The organism is Brucella tritici, from assembly GCF_008932295.1.
GTDB classification, from domain to species: Bacteria; Pseudomonadota; Alphaproteobacteria; order Rhizobiales; family Rhizobiaceae; genus Brucella; species Brucella tritici.
This window is the reverse complement of sequence record NZ_WBWA01000001.1, coordinates 17,177-38,738: the sequence shown is the minus strand read 5'-3', so window position 1 is coordinate 38,738 and position 21,562 is coordinate 17,177. Positions and strand designations below refer to the sequence as shown.

The following is a 21,562-nucleotide window of genomic DNA, read 5'->3' as shown; positions in this document are numbered from 1 at the left end:
TTTCGATGGATTACTCAATAGAACGGGAATGTAAGTTGAAACAGACGACTTCGAAATGGACACGCAAAAACTGGCCAATTGCGGCAGCGATGATCCAGTATCCCAATATGCTGCCGGATGGCAGTTCGGTGCAGGATCAGTCGGCAGAAGATTGGGCTCGTACTTTGTCCGACGTTGCGGATGCAGGGTTTACCGAACTCGATCCGACTGACAGCTGGTTGCGGCTGGCGGATTTGCCACCCCCTCGTCTTGATGAATTTGTGGCGGCCGCCAAATCGCTTGGTTTCACTATTCCTGCGATTTCGACTTCGCGGCGCAGCGTGATCGATGCACAACATGGCGATGAATATCTGGCCTATGGGCACAGGGTTATCGACACGGCAAAGGAAATCGGTGCCAGTTGCGTTTCTTTCGGGCTTTTTGAACCGCTGACAGACGCGCAGAAACAGGCATTATGGTTCTGGACGGTCGACGGAGCGAAGAACCCGGACGATCCGGCTGTCTGGAACAAGGCTGTTGAACGAATTCGCGAACTCGGTCGCCACGCAGAGGAGCTTGGCATAGAGCTGTCTCTTGAAATGTATGAGGATACTTATCTCGGTACTGCGGACAGTTCGGTTCGTTTTGTCGAGGAAGTCGGCCTCGATAGTGTCGGGATCAATGCCGATCTGGGTAATCTCATTCGTCTGCACCGTCCGGTCGAGCATTGGCAGCAGATGATGGAGAAGGTCGCGCCTTACGCAAAATTCTGGCACGTCAAGAACTACACCCGTGCAGAAGATCCAGCCTCCGGTGTTATCGTCACACATCCTGCTCCCCTCGAAAGCGGGATCATCAATTATCGTGCAGCGATCAGAATGGCGCTGGATCACGGATTTGCCAGCCCGTTTTTATGCGAACATTATGGTGGCGACGGGCTTTCCGTTTCGGCTACAAATCGTGACTACCTGCGCCGCATCCTGCCACGCGGCTAATGACCCAGACCAAGGACTGTTTCAATGACGACGATTTTCGACGCGCCGGAGGAGTTTGCCTCGACCGCTCTTGCCGGGTTTGCCAGCATCTATAACCGCTATGTTCGCCACGTGCGTGGCGGCGTTGTTCGTTCCACAAAGGTCCCTCAAGGCAAGGTCGCTGTGGTCGTCGGAGGCGGCTCCGGTCATTACCCGGCGTTTGCCGGATATGTGGGGCCGGGCCTCGCGGATGCAGCCGTCGCAGGCGACGTATTTGCGTCGCCTTCCACGGCGGCAGTGGCGCGTGTCTGCCGACAGGCCCACAAGGGCGGCGGTATCCTGCTGGGCTTTGGCAATTACGCCGGGGATGTCCTCAATTTTGGCGTTGCTGCCGAACGTCTGCGTGCCGAGGGTATCGACGTTCGTATCGTGCCTGTAACCGACGACGTGGCCAGCGCTTCGGCGGAAATGCATGAGAAGCGGCGCGGAATTGCGGGCGATCTGGTTGTGTTCAAGATTGCGGGCGCGGCTGCCGAAGCCGGTCTGTCACTGGACGAGGTCGAACGGCTGTCACGTCACGCCAATGCGAACACCGTGTCGTTTGGTGTCGCCTTTAAAGGCTGCACACTGCCGGGTGCGCCGCACCCACTCTTTACAGTGCCGGAAGGCCAGATGGCGCTTGGTCTCGGCATTCATGGCGAGCCGGGGATCAAGGAAGAGGCGATCTTGCCTGCTTCTGGTCTGGCAAGCCTGCTGGTGGAGAAGCTTCTGGCAGAGCGTCCAAAAGGCGTGCAGAAAGTTGGTGTTATCCTGAACGGCCTTGGTGCAACCAAGTACGAAGAACTGTTTGTCCTGTGGACGGCGATTGCGTCGCTGCTGGAAAAAGCTGGTCTTGACGTTGTAGCTCCGGAAGCTGGTGAGTTTGTTACCAGTCTTGACATGCAAGGCTGTTCGCTGACCCTTCTTTGGCTCGATGACGAACTCGAGCGCTATTGGACGGCAGCTTGCGATACTCCGGTTCTGCGTCGCGGCGAAGCGATCACAGTCGAGCCCGCATGCGATGTCATTGCCAACGAGGATGCGGCGCCCGATTTTGCTCAGGCGGATGAGGCCGGGCGTGCCGGTGCCGTTTGCATGCAGGGTATTTTGCACGCCGTCGCCGATGTGCTGGTCGAGGCCGAAGAAGAACTGGGTCGCATCGATGCCTTCGCAGGCGACGGCGATCATGGGCAAGGCATGCGACGTGGCTCTACGGCTGCAAAAGATGCAGCTGACCAGGCCGTCAAGGCCGGGGCGGGGACCGCAAGCGTATTGGCTGTTGCAGGCGACGCCTGGGCGGACCGGGCTGGAGGAACATCCGGAGCGCTATGGGGACTTCTGCTGCGCTCATGGAGCGCGGAGCTTTCCGACAATGGCAACATTGATGATGGTGCGGTCGTTCGCGGTGGCAGGCGCGCGCTTGATTCAGTGACAATCCTTGGCCGGGCGAAGCCTGGTGACAAGACATTGGTGGATGCGTTTGTTCCTTTTGTGGAAACGCTTGAAAGCGAATTTGCATCTGGCAAGACGCTGGCCGATGCTTGGAATAAAGCGGCGGAGACTGCAAAGGTCGCAGCCGACGCGACGGCACCACTTGCTCCGAAACTCGGTCGGGCGAGACCGTTGGCGGAAAAGAGCATCGGTCATCCCGATGCGGGAGCCGTTTCGCTGGCGCTGGTCGCGGAAACCATCGGCAAGAAGCTTAAGAACTGAATGGCCGATCAGGGAAACTGGCTTGAAGTCAGCCCCTGATAGGCAAAAGGTAATTATTTCATTAGCAATTAGGCCGGGAGGATTTGATAGAAATTATCAAGTTTTCCTGGCTTCGAGTGTGCTACCAGTATGACCAGTTTTTCCCTGTCGAAAACGCGAAACCAGTCGTCCCATTCCACGACTTCAAGTCCTCCTGCATCCAAGGGCCGTTCGACATCGGCAACGAATTCCGGCTCGAAAACAATTCGCAATACCGGCGCTGCATCGGGATCTGTGGATGTGCTGACAAATGCTGGGTTTCCGTTGCGAGCGGCCACCCAGTCCCGAATGGCTTCATGCGTATCGAGGGTGATAGTTTCACTCATCGGGGGTATTCCTCCGGTTACTGTCATTAAGGACATCTTTGGCTCGGTTGGCAGGTGAGCCAAATGGAAGCTTTTGTTATTTGCCATAGTAATCAGATAGGTCCGCCGGGGTTTCTGAAAAGGCGCAGCTCTATTCACTTTCTCCGTGAATCTGCAATTGGGGTAAAATCTTTCAACACATCCTGTTGACGACGGCTTTGCGTTCATTCATGTCGTAAACCGACTATCTGCTGTTACAGCCTGGAAATCCCCAAAATGACTGAACGTCTCTCACTCGCACGCGACCGCATCAATGTTCTTCTACTAGAGGGCATCAATCAAACGGCCGTCGATTACTTCAAAGCTTCCGGTTACACCAATGTCACGCATCTGCCGAAGGCACTGGATAAAGCCGATTTGATTGAAGCGATTTCGTCAGCGCATATCGTTGGCATTCGTTCCCGGACGCAACTGACTGAAGAGATTTTTACTGCGGCTAACCGCCTGATCGCAGTCGGTTGCTTCTCGGTTGGGACTAATCAGGTTGAGCTGAAAGCTGCACGCAAGCGCGGCATTCCGGTCTTCAATGCACCATTTTCGAACACCCGTTCCGTTGCGGAATTGGTTATTGGCGAAATCATCATGCTGATGCGCCGGATTTTCCCACGCTCCGTCTCCGCACATGCAGGCGGTTGGGACAAGACGGCAACCGGCAGCCGTGAAGTGCGCGGCAAGACGCTTGGTATCATCGGCTATGGCAATATCGGTTCACAAGTCGGCAATCTGGCCGAAAGCCTCGGCATGACTGTGCGTTATTTCGATACGTCCGACAAGCTGCAATATGGCAATGTCAAACCAACTGCGAGCCTCGACGAACTGTTGAAGATTTCAGACGTTGTCAGCCTGCACGTGCCGTCAAATAAATCGACTTCGAAGCTGATTACCGAAGCGAAACTGCGCAAGATGAAGAAGGGAGCCTTTCTCATCAACAATGCGCGCGGTACGGTTGTTGATCTGGAAGCTCTGGCAAAGGTTCTGCAGGAAGGTCACCTCGCAGGTGCTGCCATCGACGTGTTCCCGGTTGAACCAGCCTCCAACAACGACAGGTTCGTTTCACCCATTCAGGGACTGGAAAACGTCATTCTCACGCCTCACATCGGCGGATCGACGGAAGAAGCGCAGGAACGTATCGGTTTGGAAGTCACCAGAAAACTGGTCGAATATTCTGATGTCGGTTCCACGCTGGGCGCTGTCAACTTCCCGCAAGTCCAGCTGCCGCCGCGCCCTACGGGCACGCGCTTCATGCACGTTCATGAAAACCGTCCGGGCATCCTCAACAGCCTCGTGAATGTTTTCTCGACGCATAACATCAACATCGCCAGCCAGTTTCTGCAAACCGACGGCGAAGTGGGCTATCTTGTGATGGAAGCTGATGGCGTCGGTGAGGCCAGCGAAACGGTGTTGCAGGCCATTCGCGAAATTCCCGGCACTATCCGCGCCCGTCTACTCTATTGAGTGTATTTCGCAGCGCCAACTATCTCGGGCGCTGCGATTTCTCATAGCGCTTGATGAGGCGGTCTCGGCGCAATCGCGAAAGGCGCTGAATCCAGAAAATACCGTCAAGCTGGTCGATTTCGTGCTGATGGCAAACGGCGAGCAGACCTTCCGATTCCTCGGTTTGCTCGTTGCCATTGAGATCCTGATAGCGAATTGTGATGCGGGCGTGGCGCTCGACCTCATCGACAACACCCGGCATCGAGACGCTGCCTTCCTGATGATGGATTTTTTCTTCTGAAGCCCAGACGATTTCCGGATTTACATAGAATTTTGGGCCTGGTTCGGTTGGTAGTTCCAAAACCACCAAACGTGTTGATATGCCGATATGCGGTGCGGTTATACCGATGCCCGGTGCTGCGCGCATTGTATCGAGAAGATCGGTGCCTAGCTCCTGCAAAGCGCCGTCGAACAGGGTGACTGGCTCGGCTGCAACGCGAAGCCGTTTATCCGGATAGTTTACAATCGGGCGAACAGTCATCAGGCCTCACATTTTGCGTGCAGATATACCTCGTATCCGCACGCGATCTTTTGGCCGATTTTCACCACGACTTGCAAACATTATCGCAAGTGGCCTTCACATTCCTCGCGCAATTACAAGACGCTGCACGTCGCTGGTGCCTTCGTAAATCTGGCAGACGCGAACATCGCGATAAATACGCTCAACTGGATAATCAGCCAGATAACCGTAACCGCCATGAATCTGGATCGCGGCAGAGCTGACCTGTTCAGCCATTTCAGAGGCAACAAGTTTGGCCATTGATGCTTCAGTCAGGCACGGTTTGCCTGCCTCGCGCAGCGCAGCTGCATGGAGAACCATCTGACGGGCTGTCTCAATCTTCGTTGCCATGTCGGCAAGCCTGAAAGCGACGGCCTGATGCTCGATAATTGGCTTGCCGAATGTGATGCGCTCTTTGGCGTAAGTACATGCAGCTTCGAATGCTGCGCGGGCCATGCCGACTGATTGAGCAGCAATGCCGATGCGCCCGCCCTCCAGATTGGCAAGTGCGATTTTGTAGCCCTGGCCCTCATCGCCTAGCCGGTTTTCTACTGGAATGCGCATATCGGTGAAAGCGAGCGCACAGGTATCCGATGAATGCTGGCCGAGCTTGTGTTCCACGGAAACAACTTCGTAGCCCGGAGTATCGGTCGGCACGATGAACGCCGAAATGCCTTTTTTGCCTGCCGACGGATCGGTAACGGCGAACACGATCACCACGCTGCCATTCTTGCCCGACGTGATGAACTGCTTGGAACCGTCGATCACGTAATGATCGCCGTCGCGGCGTGCGCGGGTTTTGAGCGCAGACGCATCCGAACCGGCCTGTGGTTCGGTCAATGCGAACCCGCCAATCCATTCACCGGAAGCCATCTTGGGCAGGAAACGCTGTTTCTGCTCTTCGGTACCGAAACGCAGGATCGGAACGCAGCCGACAGACGAGTGGACCGAAACAATGGTCGAACATGCCCCATCGCCTGCAGCAATTTCTTCCAGCGCCAGAGCGTAAGCAACCGCTCCCAGATCGGAACCGCCCCATTCTTCCGGTACCAGCATTCCCATAAAGCCAAGCTCGCCCATTTCGGCAAGCTCTGCGCCCGGGAAAGAATGCTCTCTGTCGCGTGCGGCAGCACCCGGCGCGAGCCGTTCCTGTGCGAACTGCCGGGCGGCTTCGCGAATCTGCTCCTGCGTATCGTTCAAGAGCATCAGACGATCCTCTCAATGCCGACCGCAGTTGCTTCGCCACCGCCCAGACAGATGCCGGCAACGCCGCGCTTCAGACCATGGGTTTCGAGGGCTGAAAGCAGGGTGACAAGAATACGCGCGCCGGACGCGCCGATAGGATGGCCAAGGGCGCAGGCGCCACCATGAATATTGACCTTGTCATGCGGCAGATCGAGATCACGCATCGCCGCCATGGTTACGACCGCAAAAGCCTCATTGATCTCAAAGAGATCGACATCTTTCAGGTTCCAGCCGATTTTCGCCGAAAGTTTGTTTATCGCGCCAATGGGCGCGGTCGGGTAGAGGTTCGGTTTGTCGGCATGGGTCGCATGGCCGACCAGAACCGCACGCGGGGTGAGGCCGCGTTTTTCCGCTTCGGAAGCACGCATGAGAACGAGGGCTGCCGCACCGTCCGAAATCGAGGAGGAGTTGGCAGCCGTCACGGTGCCGCCGTCACGAAATGCCGGGCGAAGGGTCGGAATTTTGTCCAGTTTCGCCTTACCGGGCTGCTCATCGATGGAAATGTCGACTTCGCTACGCCCGGCCTTCACGGTAACGGGCGTAATTTCGGCGGCAAAAAGACCATTCTTGATGGCATTCTGGGCGCGTGTCAGCGAGGCAATGGCGAACTCATCCTGAGCTTCCCGCGTGAACTGATAAGCTTCCGCGCAGTCTTCGGCAAAGGTGCCCATGAGGCGGCCTTTGTCGTAGGCGTCTTCGAGACCATCGATGAACATATGATCGATAATCTGTCCGTGCCCCATACGATAGCCGCCACGTGCCTTAGGCAGCAGATAGGGGGAGTTTGTCATGCTCTCCATGCCGCCGGAAACAATGACATCGGCAGAACCCGCCAGCAGCAGATCATGCGCCAGCATGGTTGCCTTCATGCCCGAACCGCACATCTTGTTGACCGTCGTTGCGCCAGTGGAAACAGGTATCCCGGCCTTGATCGAAGCCTGACGCGCCGGAGCCTGTCCCTGACCAGCAGGCAGGACGCAGCCCATATAGACATCCTCTACTGCTTCCGGCGCAAGGCCAGCGCCTGCAAGTGCACCGTGAATGGCTGCAGCACCGAGATCGGTCGCCTGAGCATTGGCGAAATCACCTTGAAAGCCGCCCATGGGAGTACGGGAAGCACCGACAATGACAATAGGATCGCTGTTGGACATGATTGTTCCTCGTTACTTTGCTGCCATGCGAAGTGCGCCGTCCAGACGGATGACTTCACCGTTAAGCATCTGGTTTTCCACGATGTGGCGGGCAAGAGCCGCATATTCGTCCGGTCGACCGAGGCGGGGCGGGAATGGCACGGAAGCGCCGAGGGCATCCTGCACCTCCTGCGGCATGCCAGCCATCATAGGTGTGGCGAATATTCCGGGCGCGATGGTCATGACGCGGATGCCGTGACGTGCAAGTTCGCGGGCCACTGGCAATGTCATGGCAGCGACGCCGCCCTTGGAAGCTGAATATGCCGCTTGGCCGATCTGGCCGTCGAAGGCTGCAACGGACGCCGTATTGATGATGACGCCTCGTTCTCCACCTTCGCCGGGCTCGTTCTTTGCCATGGCTTCGGCAGCGAGACGCAGCATGTTGAATGTGCCAATGAGATTGATCGAAATTGCGCGCGTGAAGCTTTCCAGCCTATGCGCGCCATCACGTCCGAGAATCTTCTCACCCGGTGCCACACCGGCACAGTTGACAAGTGCATCAACGCGCCCGAAAGCCTCCAGTGCAGCAGCGATGGCAGCCTTGCCATCTACGTCGCTGGTGACGTCGGTGCGGTGAAATTTTGCCATCGCACCAAGTGCTTTGGCCTGTGCTTCACCGGCTTCTGCATTCACATCGAGAAGCATGACTTTCCCGCCGGCATCAATGGCCATTTTTGCAACCGCAGCACCGAGGCCAGAGCTTGCACCGGTAATAAGAAATACCCGATCTTTAATCTGCATATGCTTGTCCTCAGGCCTTCGTCTGTTGCTGTTTGTCGATTTCCGCCTTGCGAAGGAGGAAACGCTGGATTTTTCCACTTGGCGTCTTGGGAAGTTCGCTCAGGAAGTCAATTTCACGCGGGTAGGAATGGGCGGAGAGCCGCTTCTTCACATGCAGTGCCAGCTCATCCTTCAATTTCTGCGTACCTTCGAAACCGGGCGCAAGGATAACGAATGCCTTCACAATTTCGGTTCGCTGCGGGTCCGGTACGCCGACAACCGCCGCTTCGTTGACGGCGGCGTGCTCAAGAAGAGCACTTTCGACGTCGAATGGTCCGATGCGATAACCGGATGATGTTATAACGTCATCAGCGCGACCAATGAAGCTGATCGAACCATCCGGCTCGAACTCCACGGTGTCTCCGGTGCGATAGTAACCGCCCGCAATGGCTGGCGTTTCCTGCTTGTAATAGCCGGAAAACCAGAGAAGCGGCGATTTTGCTATATCCACAGCGAGAATACCGGGCTGATTAGGGCCAAGTTCATTGCTCTCTTCATCTAGAACCGCGACACGATAGCCGGGCATTGCATAGCCAGCCGAACCATGCCGAACGGAATGTTCAAGGCCGTGATGATTATTCACGACCATGCCAAGCTCGGTCTGGCCGTAGTGATCGTAGATTGGTGTACCAAGATATGCGTCGAACCAGCGAATGACTTCCGGATTAAGCGGCTCTCCGGCACTGGAGACTACACGCAGGCGCCCCTTGATACGTTTCGCAGCTTCCGGTCCCTCTGCCATCAGCAGACGGAAAGCAGTCGGCGAACCGGCGAGGCTGGTGACACCAAGGCGTTCGATGATGTCATATGTGCTTTCAGCAGTGAAACCACCTTCGTAAAGCGTGGTTGCCATGCCAAGCTGCAATGGTCCAGTCACGGCATAATAAAGGCCATAGGCCCAGCCTGGATCAGCAATATTCCAGAAAATGTCGTCTGAACGCAGACCGATGGCTTCGCGCATATAGGCGCCGAATGCCATCAGCGCATAAAGCGGAACCGGTACGCCTTTCGGTAGACCCGCCGTGCCGGAGGTCGACATCATCATGAACAGATCGCTACTCTGGCGAAGTATAGGCGCGCAATCGACCGAAGCGGAAGCCGTTGCAGCACGAAAATCGATGTCATTGGCTGGCAGGTTTTCGCCGGGCGCCAGCACGATTGCGACGTTGGGGCAGTTTTCAACTTCTGTCAGTTTGGAGCGGTTGGCTGTGTTGGTGACGACCAGCTTTGCGCTGCTGGTCTTCAGACGGTGCTCGATTGCTTTCGGGCCAAAGGCGGTGAAAAGTGGCTGATAGATCGCGCCGATACGCCATGCGCCGAGAATGGTTGCAATGAGTTCCGGTGTGCGTGGCAACAGGCCTGCGACTACGTCGCCAGCGCCGATACCTGCATCTTTCAGTACATTACCGACACGAGCGGCCATATCCCTCAGGTTCTCGAAGGTGAATTCGGAAAGTTCGCCATTGGCTGCAATTGCACGGAGGGCTACGCGGTTATCGCCAGTGTGCCGGTCGCAGCATTCAACACAGGCATTGATGCCGGTTTCAAGATTGCCGTGAAGCTTTGCAATGGCATCTTCGATGCGAAATTGCGCAACGGCATAATCATAACGCGCCGGTCGCGTTGAAACGGACGTTTCAGTCATCCAGTTTAACCTCCCTGACAGCCACCTCCTCGTGGCCAACCATTCCTGAAGGTTAACGCGTCATGCATTGCAAACAATGACATTAGATGCATTAATGTATGATCGATTTTGCAATATAGAGAAACCATGGAACGCCATAATATTGCGCCGGGCTTCGTCGAGGATGCGCTCGAAAGCGTGCGTGTTCGGGGGATGGACACGGCTCCCCTGATGGTGAAGATCGGCCTGCCGGAAACAGTGGTGGAACCGATCACCAATGTGGAATATGGCCGTTTGTGGTGGCTGATTGCTGAAACGATCAACGACGAATTCTTCGGGCTGGCTGCAAGGCCGATGCGCCCCGGCAGCTTTAATCTGCTTTGTCATGCTGTGCTGCATGCCGGCACGCTGGAACGGGCTTTGCGACGGGCGTTGCAGTTTCTCAATGTGGTACTGGATGATCCGCAAGGTGAATTGCGGATCCGCGATGGCATGGCCCATATCGTTCTGACCGACGCCGGATCTCCAAGACCTGCTTTTGCCTATCGTGCCTATTGGCTGATCCTGATGGGGGTGGTCTGCTGGCTGATCGGGCGGCGTATCCCGTTGCGGACGCTCGACTTTGCTTGTCCAGCACCGGTCCACCGGCAGGATTATCACAAGTTCTTCGGAGCACCGGTATTATTCGATCAGCCGGTGACGCGGCTGGTTTTTTCATCGTCCTATCTATCGCTGCCGATTATCCGCAGCGATGTGGCGTTGGAGAGTTTTTTACGAGAGGCTCCGGCCAATATTCTGATCCGCTATCGTTATGATAATGATCTTTCCGCAAGGGTACGCGCACAACTGAATGCTTTGCCATTCACAGACTGGCCGTCTTTTGAAGGGCTGGCGAAGGGGCTTGGCATGTCCGGGCCGACCTTGCGGCGCAGGCTGCGCGGGGAGGGGCAGAATTTCGGGACGATCAAGGATGAGTTGCGTTTCGTGATAGCCGAAAGGCTTTTACGGGAAAACAAGCTAAGTGTAGCGGAAGTGGCTGCCGAACTTGGTTACAGTGAGCCAAGTGCCTTCTATCGCGCATTTCATAAATGGATGGGGCAAAGCCCAGGGCGGTTTCGGACTGTACAACAAGAGGAATAAAAAATGCCGGGCTTAAGCCCGGCATCTTGTCGCTTGGGAGGCGCGTCAATCTTCCTTGATCATGCTGTCCTTACTCGTATCCCGCATACGCAGATAAACGATCAGGGAAATGCCGATCATGATGGTGACGTACCAGTAGAAGCCACGTTCCCATCCGCCATTCTTAAAGCTCAATGCAACATACTCGGCAGTACCACCGAAGAGAGTGTTGGCCAGTGCGTAGGGCAGCGCTACGCCGAGTGCACGGATATGCGCCGGGAAAAGCTCCGCCTTCACGACAGCATTAATGGAGGTGTAGCCGGTGACGATGATGAGCGCGCCCATGACCAGCAAACCGGCCGTGATCGGATCGCGGGTCTGTTCCAGCGTCGTGAAGATCGGATAGGTGAAAAGAACACCTGCGGCACCGAAAGCGATCATCAATGGCTTGCGACCGATCTTGTCCGACAAGGCACCAGCGATCGGTTGCAGGCACATGAAGACGAACAGCGTCACCGCGTTGATCTGACTTGCCACTTCGCGGCTGAAGCCAGACGTGTTTACGAGAAACTTCTGCATGTAGATCGAGTATGCGTAGAATGCGAGCGTACCGCCAGCAGTCAGAAGCATGACGAGAGCGGTTTCCTTTGGATGATGCTTGATAAGCGTCCAGAAACCGGATTTCGGAGCGTTCTTGGCCTTTGCATTCTTGAAGCTCTCGGTTTCTGCAAGACCGCGACGCAGCCAGAATACGACTACTGCAAGCAAGGCGCCGATGAAGAACGGAATACGCCAGCCCCAGGATTCCAGCGCAGGGGTTTCCATTGTCGACTGAAGCACGATCAGAAGCAGGATTGCGAGAAGTTGCCCAGAAATGAGCGTGACGTACTGGAACGAGGAGAAGAAGCCGCGACGGTCTTTGCCTGCCATTTCCGACAGATAGGTGGCGCTGGCGCCATATTCACCGCCGACCGACAGGCCTTGCATCAAACGTGCGAGTACGAGGAGAGCCGGGGCTGCAAGGCCGATGGTCTGGTAATCCGGCGTCAGTGCGATGATGAGCGAACCTGCACACATCAGCGTCACGGACAGCGCAAGGCCTGCCTTGCGACCCTTGCGGTCGGCATAAACCCCCATGATCCATGCACCGATGGGGCGCATGACAAAGCCAACGGCGAAGACTGCAGCGGCACTCATGAGTTGCGCGGTCTGGCTTTCGGACGGGAAGAAATGCGGTGCAAAGTAAAGCGCAAATGCTGCGTAAACGTACCAGTCGAACCATTCGACCAGATTGCCGGTCGAGCCACCGATAATGGATTTCAGGCGGCTATTGGTACTTTGCACTTCACTCCGTTCGTTAGTAATTGAGACCATGGGTTGCTCCTTCAAATCACTCGATTTTTGAATCTCACCCCTTGTTGTGGAACCGGATCGGCGAAACGGTTTCAGGGTGTTTTTCCGTTGCCTTCAACTCGTCTCTCTGTCTTCCGTTTGGATGCGTGAGGGACGGCCTGTTTGGCGCTGGTGAATAATCTCAGTCCGTGCTCCGCTTCAGCTTCGAGCACGCAATTTCAGTGATCCGGTCGATGAGAACGGTCCCGGAATTGGGTGCGATGCAGGGGCTATGTTGATGTGGTTCACGGGTAAACTCCTCCCTTCGAAACTCCCATTTTCGAATTGGCGCTAACATGCGGTAGAGGAACATTGATCGCCAGAGAGCAGGATTAAAAAGATTAAAGTATTGAAATAAAAAGATTTTCGATAGATTTCAATATATTCCCGTTAAAATCTTGTGCAAGATTCTGCGTGACTTTTTGTGTGAGTTTGCATAAATCAGCACAAATGAAGGTCCCATCGAAGATTGCAAAACTCCTGTTGGTTGCCCTCGCTTCCTTGCTGGCTATCGGTGTGTGGTTTTCCGCCCGGCTGTGGGCCGAAAGCGGGGCGTTGGATGGTCTCCGTCAGGATGCAACGTTGATAGCGCGTCAGCAAACCCGCCTCATCGATAGCGAACTGGCAAAGTTCCGGTTGTTGCCAGTGGTGTTGAAGGAATATAGCGATCTGCGCGATGTGCTCGCTGGTGGTTCGAAGGACGCGACCGCTCGTTTGAACCAAAAGCTTGAACTTCTTGCACATCAGATCGGTTCGCCAATCATCTATGTGATCGCTCGTGATGGTACGGTTATCGCGTCATCTAATGCTACTACCCCGGAGAGCTTTGTCGGACGCAATTACGATTTCCGGCCTTACTTCAAGGGCGCGATGGCGGCAGGTTCGGCAGAGTATTATGCCATAGGTGATTTGAGTGGTCGCTTCGGTCTTTTTCTGGCGCGGCGCATCGGTGATCAGACTGACCCGGTTGGTGTGGTCGTGATCAAATTTGAATTCCACAGACTGGTGCAAACATGGGCAAACGACCCCGGCCAGACCTTCGTCGTTGATCCTCGCGGAATCATACTGGCCTCCACCGATAAGGCCGAAGACCTTCGCTCCTTTCAGCCGATATCAACTACAGAACGCACCAAGATTATCGAGAGCGGGCAGTTCAACGCTGCGGACATGAAACCCAGCAATTATCGCTTTGCGCCGGACGGGATGATGATCGAGCCTTCCGGGCAATATTCAGTTGCTGTCGATGAACCAATCGCCGAAACGCCCCTGAAACTGGTTCATATCGAACCTATGGGGCGAGCCTTGCGCGCTGCCAACGACCTTGCGCGACTGATAACGGTGGCGGCCATACTTGTCTTTGTCGTGATTGCTGGTGCCGTTTACTGGCGAGTGAGTCGCGCAGCGCGTGCGGCAGCCTATCGTGCCGAGCTTGAGACTGCAGTTGAAGAGCGCACGGCAGCATTGAGTGCAGAAATGGCAGAGCGTGAACTGGCTGACAAACGCTTTCGCGATGCGCGGGAAGAGCTTGCCCAGGCGAATAGGCTCGCATCTCTCGGATCGATTACCGCAGGGCTGGTGCATGAAATTAACCAACCCGTCGCGACTATTCGGACACTCGCCGAAAACGCGCAGCATCATCTTGCAAACGGCAAGTTCGATAAGGTCGCCAGTAACCTCGATACATCCGTGGAACTGACGGCGCGTATAGGCTCTATCACACAGGAAATGCGCCGGTTTGCGCGCCGTCGCAGCGGTGTCGTTCGCCCGCTCCCGCTAAATGAACTGGTGGATGGCACGATGCTGCTGATGGGAGACCGGTTCCGCAACGCCAAGGTTCAACTGGATATACCGGGACGTTCCGACATGGTGATCCTTGCCTGCCGCGTCAGATCGGAGCAGGTGCTGGTGAATTTGCTGCAGAACGCATTGGATGCGGTCGTGAACAGCGAGCCCCCCCGTGTTTCGTTCAGCGTCCGTGATGAGGGCGACCAGATTTCTCTTGTCGTGGACGATAACGGACCTGGCATTGATCCCCAATTGGCCGACGAGATTTTCAGCCCATTCGTAACGGGAAAGGCGGATGGCCTCGGTCTGGGACTGGGTATCGCACGAGATCTCATGGTCGAACTGGAAGGTACGCTGCGAGTCATTCCATCACAGCTTGGCGGTGCAGCTTTTGCGGCAACTTTGAAGAGGGCAGAGCGCAATGGAAATTGAGCCTTTGCGGGTGATGCTGGTCGATGACGATGCAGCATTTCGTGTGGCCTTGGCCGATTCATTTGAGATCGCAGGTCTCGATATTGAAACCCATGGTGACGGTCAGTCCGCTTTGACCAGTTTGACGCCCGATTATCCTGGCATCGTTGTGACCGATATCCGCATGCCGCGGGTCGATGGACATGCGGTGATGGAAGCATTGTTGGCGCGTGATCCGGAGTTGCCGGTTATTTTGATGACCGGACATGGTGATATCGGAATGGCTGTCGCTTCTCTCAAAAAGGGCGCGTTTGACTTCATAGCCAAACCATTCGCAGCCGATCACCTGATATCGAGCGTGCGTCGTGCACTGGAAATGCGTCGGCTGGTGCTGGAAAATCGCCGTCTTCGTCGTGCTGCGGCAGATGCGGAACAGGACTACCCACTGCTTGGCGAGACGCCGGTGATGGTACGGCTGCGTGACACGATCCGCCAGCTTGCCAGTGTCGATGTCGATGTATTGATAGAAGGTGAGACTGGGACCGGAAAAGAACTGGTGGCTCGCCTCCTGCACCGCTGGAGCACGCGTCACGCCCGCAGTTTTGTTGCCATTGATTGTGCTGCCTTGCCGGATGCTATCGCTGACGAGTTTCTTTTCGGCAGCCGCATTCAACGTGGAAGAATAGCTGACGCGGACCGCGGTACATTGTTTCTCGATGAAATTGACAGCATGTCGCCGTCCGTTCAGGGCAAGTTGCTACGTGTTGTTGAAGAGCGTGAGTTACCCTCACTTACTGGAGAGCCCCGTGCGGTCAATCTAAGGATCATTGCGGCTGCGAAAGGTAATCTGGAGGAAGCTGTAGCCAGCGGTCGCTTTCGTTCCGATTTGTTTTATCGCCTTGAAACGGTCAGGTTACGTGTTCCGCCTCTGCGCGAGCGGCGAAAGGATATAGGTCTACTTTTCTCCTATTTCCTTGATGAAGCAGCAGCCCAATTCGGCCAAACGCGACCTGCAATCGACGCTGTAATGGAAGCGCGACTGAATTCCGATGAATGGTCGGGGAATGTCCGCGAATTGCGCAATTATGCAAAGCAAATGGTATTGGGCCTACGTCACGACCAGATCACAGAGCCAAGCCCGTTTTCTCTGTCGGAACAGATGGGTCGTTTTGAAGACGGTGTCATTCGCGCAACGCTGGATAGGTGCAACGGCGATGTTGGAGCGGCCTCGGCGTTGTTGCAGTTGCCGCGCCGAAGCCTCTACGCCCGCCTGCAAAAGCTTGCTATTGATGCATCGACCTTCAGGAAGCGCGATTAGTGTTTTCATTCCAGGTCCGGGTCTGGTAGCGATGCCAGCCAGTTCGCTGATATTGACACCAATTTTTTGCCGGACGGCGGCTTGGCAATGAGGACGTAATGGCACTCCCCCTTGATAAAACGCATATCCGTTCGCTGTCAGTCTTCGCCGGTATGGATGATGCGAGTTTTGACCAGTTTCTTGGTCAGGCTACACAGCGTGTTGTGTCCAAAGGTACTGCTGTCTTCAATCAAGGTGACGATGCCCGCCATTTTTTTGTGTTATTGCACGGACGGTTAAAAGTTATGCAAGTTACCGCCGACGGGCAGCAGATTATAGTGCGGGTCGTCAATCCGGGAGAACTTTTCGGTTTTGCAGTGGCGCTAGGACGCAAGGACTATCCGGGTACGCCTCTGGCTGCCGTCGATAGCGCAGTACTTGCCTGGCCGATGGAAATGATGACTGATTTCATGGCGCGTAGTCCCGCACTCGCGGTCAATACGATGCAGATGATCGGGCGCAGGCTGGATGCCGCACACAATCGCATCAGAGAGATTTCAACACAGGAAGTCGAGCCACGTGTGGCACATGCAGTACTGAGGCTCGTTCGTGAAGCAGGGGTAAAAGAAGGCGCCGGCGTGCGTATCGATTTTCCGGTTTCCCGCCAGGATATTGCTGAACTGACCGGGACAACCCTGCATACAGTTTCGCGCATCATTAGCCAGTGGCAGGCTAAAGGCTGGGTGGAAGGTGGCAGGCAGTCATTACTCGTTCGCGACCTTCGGCATTTGCAATCGATAGCCGACGGCGAAAGCTAGAGAACGTCTGCTGAAAGTAGGAATTGCCTCATCTAGTGGTCTGATTCCGACATTTACGTCCCTCGGATATGAGTGCTGAGCAAATGTCGGAAGCAAAAAGACCACTAGTAACTTTATGAATTTAGTGGATTTTTCGAATTTGACGTTTGAAACGGGATTTATATCGGATGGGTATCAAACATCAAATTCAATCCACTAGTTTGCTGCGGCTGAACGTTGACGACTGATCCAAGCCGCACCGATACTACCGTGCAAAAAGCCATTCGAGAGCGGTACGTCCGGATAGACCTTTCGCAAACGTAAGATCCCTTCGTCAGGACTGATAAATCGGTTCAACACCTCGTCATGGATGCGGGCTACTTCCACCATATCGCAATCCTGCGGTGACAGTCTGAAACGCCTGATGCCCGCTTCTTGTAGGTCAGGCAGGTCCTCAATCAGTGACTGACAGGTATGCGAGAGTGTCTGCACGCCGTTGAGAGCCAGGAAGGGTTGGCTATCGAGTGTCTTGACAGGCAGCCCGTCCGGTTCTTCGCCGCATACAAACTGGCAATTATCTTTTATGTGGCCCTTGGATCGCGCATGCGCACACCGGGCTGAAATGGCGAGCGGCACCCGTCCGAACGTGAATATCTCGAAAGCAATATCCGGAGCAGCTTTGACAATCTCGCGGATTGAACTGATCGGTAACTCTGGCGGAAGACAGATCGATTGTGCGCCGCGGGCCGCAAGAACCTTGGCGGTTGCAGCATTATAAACATTGACCAGTGGACCGACTATGTGCGGCACACCGGATAAAAGCCCCAATGCCGACAGATCGTTTGCCTCCACGGGCAGTGTTGCTTCCTTGATCGTTTGACGGACCTGTTTTGCTTCCCGTTCGAGCATAACGAGTGCCAGCGAACCGAGGTTCACCGTTTTTCCTGCGCGTTGCAGCCGCTCGATCACAGCGTCTATATACGGTGTCAGGAAATGGAACCGTTTGGAGCAGACGATTTCACCGACCGTGACACGGTCGATTGGGGCTTCATCGGCGATACGGAAATAAAAATCCCGCCATTTTGGACCGTCCCACAGGAAGAGAACAGGACCAAGGCTGAGGCTGGGTGCTGACATATCTATCTCCAGCGTTTGTCGTATGCGCCCGAAGTCGTCTGCTGGCCTTCGCTCAGCAGCCGGAGGCGGGACAAAAGTGCTGCGCGGCTTTCGGGGCTTGCGGCGAGTGTCTGACGAAGTGTCGAGACGACTTCACCAACGTAAGCCTTGCCGCGCTGGCGGCCTTCAATCTTGAGTGCTGAGACGCCTGCCGCTCGCAACTCGTCGATATGATTCATGACATCAAGCGAAACCGGATCTTCGAACGCATAACCTTGATCGTCTGCGATATTGAATCGGCCTTTGCAGAGTGTTGGATAGCCGGTGGGCTCGCCCAAAGGAAAACGGTTGATCGTATAGTCACCGAGTTCGGAGACGAGTTGGTCTCCGTCTTGACGGTAACGCACATGACTTGCCGGTGAGCAGACACCGTTCATGTTGGGCGATCTGCCGGTCGCGTAGGAAGACAGCGAGCATCGTCCTTCTGCCATCACGCATAGTCCACCGAATACGAATACTTCCATTTCGCAGCCGATCTTGCGGCCGAGTTTCGCAATATCGGCAATGGTCAGAACGCGTGGCAACACGACTCGCTTTGCCTTGAACGCATCGACGAGAAACTGGATTGCATCTGCATTGGAGGCGGAAGCTTGTACGGATACATGAAGCCGCTGTGTTGGATGTTTCTCGGCGGTATAGGCCATCAGCCCGAAATCGGCGAGGATGACTGCGTCTGCACCAAGGGAGGATGCATCGTCTACGGCTCGGTACCAGATATGCTCATCGCCTGCACGCATGAACGTGTTGATGGCTACGAAAACCTGCGTTTTGCGCGCATGGGCAAACTTGATAGCATCGCGTAATTCGTCGCGGCTGAAGTTCAGGCCTGGAAAGTTGCGCGCATTCGTTTCGTCGCGAAAGCCGCAATAGACGGCATCTGCCCCTGCACCAACTGCTTCACGCAAGGCCGACGGGGTTCCTGCAGGACAAATCAGTTCCATCCGGTGGCTTCCTTGCCGAGAGCCTTGCTGCGTACATAATTTGCGATGCCACGAACCATCGGGGCAAATGGTCCCGCACTTGTGCCGAGATCGGATGGAAGGTCTATGTTGCAGTCATCCAGCGCATTGCGAAGCGCCAGCATGGCTTCCATATCTCCCGTCACGGTAATATCCCGGGAGAAGAACAGCGCATCTCCATCAAGCTTACCTTCGAGAAGTGCGAGCAGCATGACCAATGGTCCCTCGATGCCTGCGTCAACTTCCGTTGCTTCGTCTTCACGCACGATTGTGATGCGCGGCTTGTCCGGTTCGATCACAAAAGCGAATGGTATGTCAGACGGGCGAAAACGGAACCGCTTTGTCGCATAGTCTCCGAGACGCTCAAAAAGACCCGGATGCGAGCGCATTACCTGAAAGAAAATGCGCGAAACAAAAGGGGCGATCAGAAATGGCGGAACAAGCCGGGCTGGAACAGCCACGGCTGGAGGTATCTTCATCATCACTCAGCTCCGGTGAGCTTTATAAGGTGAATTCAGAAATAGGCGATTCAATACAAGGACAGTTTGATTCAGATCAAAGACGGCGAAAGAATTCGATATTCAAAGCTAGGGACATGAAAACGGCCCAATCTCTTCCGTCACATTACGACTGCCTGCAAAGCTTTTTGTCGGAGCTTGAACGGCGCAATGATCTCATTCGGATTAAACGTCCGGTATCTCTGGTCCAGGAGATAACTGAAATCCATAAGCGTGTGCTTGAGGCGGATGGTCCGGCATTGATCTTCGAGCAACCGGTCGATGCTGACGGGCGGCTGCATTCAATCCCTCTCGTGGCCAATCTTTTCGGTTCCGAACGACGTATTGCATTGGGACTTGGTCGTGCCGTCGAGGAAATCCCTGACCTTGCGGAGATGCTTGCGGAACTGCGCGCACCAAAGCCGCCCCGTTCGGCAGGCGAAATATGGAACAAGCTGCCTTTGGCGATGGCTGCGTTGAATATGCGCCCTCGGCAAGTCCGTCGCGCACCGGTGCAGGCGAATATACTGGAAGGCGAAGCCGTCAATCTCGATCTACTACCGATCCAATGGTGCTGGCCGGGAGAGCCTGCGCCGCTTGTTACCTGGCCGCTGGTTATCACACGGGCACCAGACGATCCATCTGATATCAATGTTGGAATTTACCGGATGCAGAAGCTTGGCCGGGATAAGTTGATCATGCGCTGGCTCGCCCATCGCGGCGGTGCGCGTCATCACCGCATGTGGCAAAAGCGAGGCGAGGATATGCCTGTTGCCGTTGCTATCGGGGCTGATCCGGCGACAATCCTTGCAGCCGTTATGCCCTTGCCTGAAGGGATGAGCGAACTTGCCTTCTCGGGCCTGCTTGCTGGACGAAGACCTTCCGTCGTTGATGCGCACACTGTGCCGCTCTCCGTACCCGCCAACGCTGAAATCATTTTGGAAGGGCGAGTTTCCGCATCTGTCACCGCGCCAGAGGGGCCCTATGGTGATCACACGGGCTATTACAACAGTGTCGAGGAATTTCCGGTCATGCAGGTGATGGCGATCACCACGCGGAAAAACCCGGTATATCTTTCGACCTACACCGGTCGCCCGCCCGATGAGCCCTCAAGGCTTGGTGAAGTGATGAACGAGCTGTTCGTGCCAATTGTACGAAAGCAGTTTCCGGAAATCGCGGATTTGTGGCTGCCTCCGGCGGCGTGTTCTTATCGTGCAATGGTGGTCTCGATCGACAAGCGCTATCCCGGTCAAGCGCGGCGGGTGATGATGGGGCTTTGGTCGATGCTGCCCCAGTTCAGTTATACGAAGCTCATAATCGCGGTCGATCCCGACATAAATGTTCGCAACTGGGATGATGTCATGTGGGCGCTCGCTACGCGTTTCGATGCGAGCCGCGACGTCATTACGCTTGCCGATACACCGGTGGATTATCTCGATTTCGCATCGCCGCGCTCAGGCTTGGGCGGAAAGCTTGGGCTTGATGCGACCAACAAGATCGGCTCCGAAACTGACCGGGAGTGGGGCGCTGTGCTGAAGATGAGCGAGGATGTGGTCGCCCGTGTAGATGCCATGTGGGGCGAGCTTGGGTTGAATAAGGAAAACATGTGATGAAACGGGTTGTGGTCGGTATTTCCGGTGCATCGGGCGCCCTCATCCCGCTCAAGCTGCTGGAGCAGCTTTCGACTTTAAACGACGTTGAGACGCATTTGGTCGTGTCGGATGCTGCACAGCAGACCTTGCGTCACGAGTTAGGCCCCGACGGTTATGCGCTTCTGCACAGGCTTGCGCACAGAAGCTATTCTGTCGGCGATATTGGTGCTTTGATTGCAAGCGGATCGGTCGCCACCGCCGGTATGATCGTTGCGCCGTGCTCCATGCGGACGCTCGCGGCGATCGCGACGGGCCACAGCGATAGCCTGTTAACCCGCGCCGCTGACGTTCATTTGAAGGAACGGCGCAGGCTGATCCTGATCGCACGAGAAACGCCGCTGCATCTGGTCCATCTGCGCAATATGTGCACGGTGACAGAAATGGGCGCGATTGTGATGCCGCCGGTTCCAGCCTTTTACTTCAAACCGCAATCGGTCGATGAAGTGGCTGATCAGATCGCGGCGCGAGCCATCGATCTGATCGGTATTGGCGAAAAGCAATCGAAAAGCTGGGCGGGAATGCCCGGCAATCGCTAG

Annotated in this window: 19 protein-coding genes; 9 read left to right on the top strand and 10 right to left on the bottom strand. The window is 55.4% G+C overall.

What is annotated here, in order from left to right:
* Nucleotides 1-5 precede the first annotated feature (5 nt).
* Both F9K91_RS00170 and F9K91_RS00165 read left to right on the top strand, forming a co-directional pair.
* Complete coding sequence (locus tag F9K91_RS00170; RefSeq protein WP_167522134.1) at nt 6-974, top strand: sugar phosphate isomerase/epimerase family protein; 969 nt, start codon at nt 6-8, stop codon at nt 972-974.
* Between the two features lie 24 nt (nt 975-998).
* Nucleotides 999-2,705: a dihydroxyacetone kinase family protein gene (locus F9K91_RS00165; RefSeq protein ID WP_151676873.1), complete on the top strand. Its 1,707-nt coding sequence runs from the start codon at nt 999-1,001 to the stop codon at nt 2,703-2,705.
* Between the two features lie 68 nt (nt 2,706-2,773).
* Here F9K91_RS00165 and F9K91_RS00160 read toward each other — a convergent pair whose 3' ends face one another.
* Nucleotides 2,774-3,070: a hypothetical protein gene (locus F9K91_RS00160; protein WP_151676872.1), complete on the bottom strand. Its 297-nt coding sequence runs from the start codon at nt 3,068-3,070 to the stop codon at nt 2,774-2,776.
* A 255-nt stretch (nt 3,071-3,325) separates the two neighbouring features.
* Between F9K91_RS00160 and serA the strand changes: the two genes are divergently transcribed.
* Nucleotides 3,326-4,564, top strand: a complete 1,239-nt coding sequence (gene serA, locus F9K91_RS00155; RefSeq protein WP_151555156.1) for a phosphoglycerate dehydrogenase — start codon at nt 3,326-3,328, stop codon at nt 4,562-4,564.
* A 19-nt stretch (nt 4,565-4,583) separates the two neighbouring features.
* Here the strand turns inward: serA and F9K91_RS00150 are convergent, their stop codons facing one another.
* From F9K91_RS00150 to F9K91_RS00130, 5 genes are all read right to left on the bottom strand, one after another.
* The gene (locus F9K91_RS00150; RefSeq protein WP_151555157.1) at nt 4,584-5,084 is read right to left on the bottom strand and encodes a peptide deformylase; all 501 of its coding nucleotides are present in this window, start codon (nt 5,082-5,084) and stop codon (nt 4,584-4,586) included.
* A 96-nt stretch (nt 5,085-5,180) separates the two neighbouring features.
* Complete coding sequence (locus tag F9K91_RS00145; RefSeq protein ID WP_151676871.1) at nt 5,181-6,308, bottom strand: acyl-CoA dehydrogenase family protein; 1,128 nt, start codon at nt 6,306-6,308, stop codon at nt 5,181-5,183.
* On the bottom strand, nt 6,308-7,498 hold the full coding sequence (locus F9K91_RS00140; RefSeq protein ID WP_151676870.1) for an acetyl-CoA C-acyltransferase: 1,191 nt from the start codon (nt 7,496-7,498) through the stop codon (nt 6,308-6,310). The genes F9K91_RS00145 and F9K91_RS00140 overlap by 1 nt, the downstream gene beginning before the upstream one ends.
* A gap of 12 nt (nt 7,499-7,510) precedes the next feature.
* Complete coding sequence (locus F9K91_RS00135; RefSeq protein WP_151555160.1) at nt 7,511-8,278, bottom strand: 3-hydroxyacyl-CoA dehydrogenase; 768 nt, start codon at nt 8,276-8,278, stop codon at nt 7,511-7,513.
* Nucleotides 8,279-8,288: 10 nt separating this feature from the next.
* A complete protein-coding gene (locus F9K91_RS00130) occupies nt 8,289-9,962 on the bottom strand; it encodes an acyl-CoA synthetase (protein WP_151555161.1) in 1,674 nt (557 codons plus the stop codon).
* Between the two features lie 126 nt (nt 9,963-10,088).
* On the opposite strand from F9K91_RS00130, the gene F9K91_RS00125 reads away from it, so the two are divergent.
* Nucleotides 10,089-11,081, top strand: coding sequence for an AraC family transcriptional regulator (locus F9K91_RS00125; protein ID WP_151555162.1), 993 nt, complete (start codon nt 10,089-10,091; stop codon nt 11,079-11,081).
* Between the two features lie 45 nt (nt 11,082-11,126).
* On the opposite strand, the gene F9K91_RS00120 is transcribed toward F9K91_RS00125, so the two are convergent.
* Nucleotides 11,127-12,434, bottom strand: coding sequence for an MFS transporter (locus F9K91_RS00120; RefSeq protein ID WP_151555163.1), 1,308 nt, complete (start codon nt 12,432-12,434; stop codon nt 11,127-11,129).
* Nucleotides 12,435-12,902: 468 nt separating this feature from the next.
* Between F9K91_RS00120 and F9K91_RS00115 the strand changes: the two genes are divergently transcribed.
* The 3 genes from F9K91_RS00115 (at nt 12,903) to F9K91_RS00105 (ending at nt 16,763) form a co-directional block, all read left to right on the top strand.
* Nucleotides 12,903-14,669 (top strand): sensor histidine kinase, encoded by a 1,767-nt coding sequence (locus F9K91_RS00115; protein ID WP_151676869.1) that lies wholly within the window; start codon nt 12,903-12,905, stop codon nt 14,667-14,669.
* Complete coding sequence (locus F9K91_RS00110; RefSeq protein WP_151676868.1) at nt 14,659-15,966, top strand: sigma-54-dependent transcriptional regulator; 1,308 nt, start codon at nt 14,659-14,661, stop codon at nt 15,964-15,966. The genes F9K91_RS00115 and F9K91_RS00110 overlap by 11 nt, the downstream gene beginning before the upstream one ends.
* 98 nt (nt 15,967-16,064) lie before the next feature.
* The gene (locus tag F9K91_RS00105) at nt 16,065-16,763 is read left to right on the top strand and encodes a Crp/Fnr family transcriptional regulator (protein WP_151555166.1); all 699 of its coding nucleotides are present in this window, start codon (nt 16,065-16,067) and stop codon (nt 16,761-16,763) included.
* 195 nt (nt 16,764-16,958) lie between these two features.
* Here F9K91_RS00105 and ubiV read toward each other — a convergent pair whose 3' ends face one another.
* Genes ubiV through ubiT form a run of 3 tightly spaced genes read right to left on the bottom strand, consistent with a single transcriptional unit; the run spans nt 16,959 to nt 19,359 of the window.
* A complete protein-coding gene (ubiV, locus tag F9K91_RS00100; protein WP_151676867.1) occupies nt 16,959-17,879 on the bottom strand; it encodes a ubiquinone anaerobic biosynthesis protein UbiV in 921 nt (306 codons plus the stop codon).
* Nucleotides 17,880-17,881: 2 nt separating this feature from the next.
* Nucleotides 17,882-18,859 carry a ubiquinone anaerobic biosynthesis protein UbiU gene (ubiU, locus tag F9K91_RS00095; protein WP_151555168.1) on the bottom strand — a complete coding sequence of 326 codons (978 nt, stop codon included), beginning with the start codon at nt 18,857-18,859 and terminating at the stop codon, nt 17,882-17,884.
* Nucleotides 18,850-19,359, bottom strand: a complete 510-nt coding sequence (gene ubiT, locus F9K91_RS00090; protein WP_151555169.1) for a ubiquinone anaerobic biosynthesis accessory factor UbiT — start codon at nt 19,357-19,359, stop codon at nt 18,850-18,852. The genes ubiU and ubiT overlap by 10 nt, the downstream gene beginning before the upstream one ends.
* 113 nt (nt 19,360-19,472) lie before the next feature.
* Between ubiT and F9K91_RS00085 the strand changes: the two genes are divergently transcribed.
* The gene (locus F9K91_RS00085) at nt 19,473-20,984 is read left to right on the top strand and encodes a UbiD family decarboxylase (protein ID WP_151555170.1); all 1,512 of its coding nucleotides are present in this window, start codon (nt 19,473-19,475) and stop codon (nt 20,982-20,984) included.
* Complete coding sequence (locus tag F9K91_RS00080) at nt 20,984-21,562, top strand: UbiX family flavin prenyltransferase (protein WP_151676866.1); 579 nt, start codon at nt 20,984-20,986, stop codon at nt 21,560-21,562. Before F9K91_RS00085 ends, F9K91_RS00080 begins: the two co-directional genes overlap by 1 nt.

What these genes read in the sequence shown, in the direction of transcription:
- F9K91_RS00105 (WP_151555166.1), top strand. Translation starts at nt 16,065, where the DNA reads ATGGCACTCCCCCTTGATAAAACGCATATCCGTTCGCTGTCAGTCTTC.
- F9K91_RS00165 (WP_151676873.1), top strand. Translation starts at nt 999, where the DNA reads ATGACGACGATTTTCGACGCGCCGGAGGAGTTTGCCTCGACCGCTCTT.
- F9K91_RS00160 (WP_151676872.1), bottom strand. Translation starts at nt 3,070, where the DNA reads ATGAGTGAAACTATCACCCTCGATACGCATGAAGCCATTCGGGACTGG.
- F9K91_RS00080 (WP_151676866.1), top strand. Translation starts at nt 20,984, where the DNA reads ATGAAACGGGTTGTGGTCGGTATTTCCGGTGCATCGGGCGCCCTCATC.
- F9K91_RS00085 (WP_151555170.1), top strand. Translation starts at nt 19,473, where the DNA reads ATGAAAACGGCCCAATCTCTTCCGTCACATTACGACTGCCTGCAAAGC.
- F9K91_RS00125 (WP_151555162.1), top strand. Translation starts at nt 10,089, where the DNA reads ATGGAACGCCATAATATTGCGCCGGGCTTCGTCGAGGATGCGCTCGAA.
- ubiV (WP_151676867.1), bottom strand. Translation starts at nt 17,879, where the DNA reads ATGTCAGCACCCAGCCTCAGCCTTGGTCCTGTTCTCTTCCTGTGGGAC.
- F9K91_RS00110 (WP_151676868.1), top strand. Translation starts at nt 14,659, where the DNA reads ATGGAAATTGAGCCTTTGCGGGTGATGCTGGTCGATGACGATGCAGCA.
- F9K91_RS00150 (WP_151555157.1), bottom strand. Translation starts at nt 5,084, where the DNA reads ATGACTGTTCGCCCGATTGTAAACTATCCGGATAAACGGCTTCGCGTT.
- F9K91_RS00135 (WP_151555160.1), bottom strand. Translation starts at nt 8,278, where the DNA reads ATGCAGATTAAAGATCGGGTATTTCTTATTACCGGTGCAAGCTCTGGC.
- F9K91_RS00145 (WP_151676871.1), bottom strand. Translation starts at nt 6,308, where the DNA reads ATGCTCTTGAACGATACGCAGGAGCAGATTCGCGAAGCCGCCCGGCAG.
- serA (WP_151555156.1), top strand. Translation starts at nt 3,326, where the DNA reads ATGACTGAACGTCTCTCACTCGCACGCGACCGCATCAATGTTCTTCTA.
- F9K91_RS00120 (WP_151555163.1), bottom strand. Translation starts at nt 12,434, where the DNA reads ATGGTCTCAATTACTAACGAACGGAGTGAAGTGCAAAGTACCAATAGC.
- F9K91_RS00140 (WP_151676870.1), bottom strand. Translation starts at nt 7,498, where the DNA reads ATGTCCAACAGCGATCCTATTGTCATTGTCGGTGCTTCCCGTACTCCC.
- F9K91_RS00115 (WP_151676869.1), top strand. Translation starts at nt 12,903, where the DNA reads ATGAAGGTCCCATCGAAGATTGCAAAACTCCTGTTGGTTGCCCTCGCT.
- ubiU (WP_151555168.1), bottom strand. Translation starts at nt 18,859, where the DNA reads ATGGAACTGATTTGTCCTGCAGGAACCCCGTCGGCCTTGCGTGAAGCA.
- F9K91_RS00170 (WP_167522134.1), top strand. Translation starts at nt 6, where the DNA reads ATGGATTACTCAATAGAACGGGAATGTAAGTTGAAACAGACGACTTCG.
- F9K91_RS00130 (WP_151555161.1), bottom strand. Translation starts at nt 9,962, where the DNA reads ATGACTGAAACGTCCGTTTCAACGCGACCGGCGCGTTATGATTATGCC.
- ubiT (WP_151555169.1), bottom strand. Translation starts at nt 19,359, where the DNA reads ATGATGAAGATACCTCCAGCCGTGGCTGTTCCAGCCCGGCTTGTTCCG.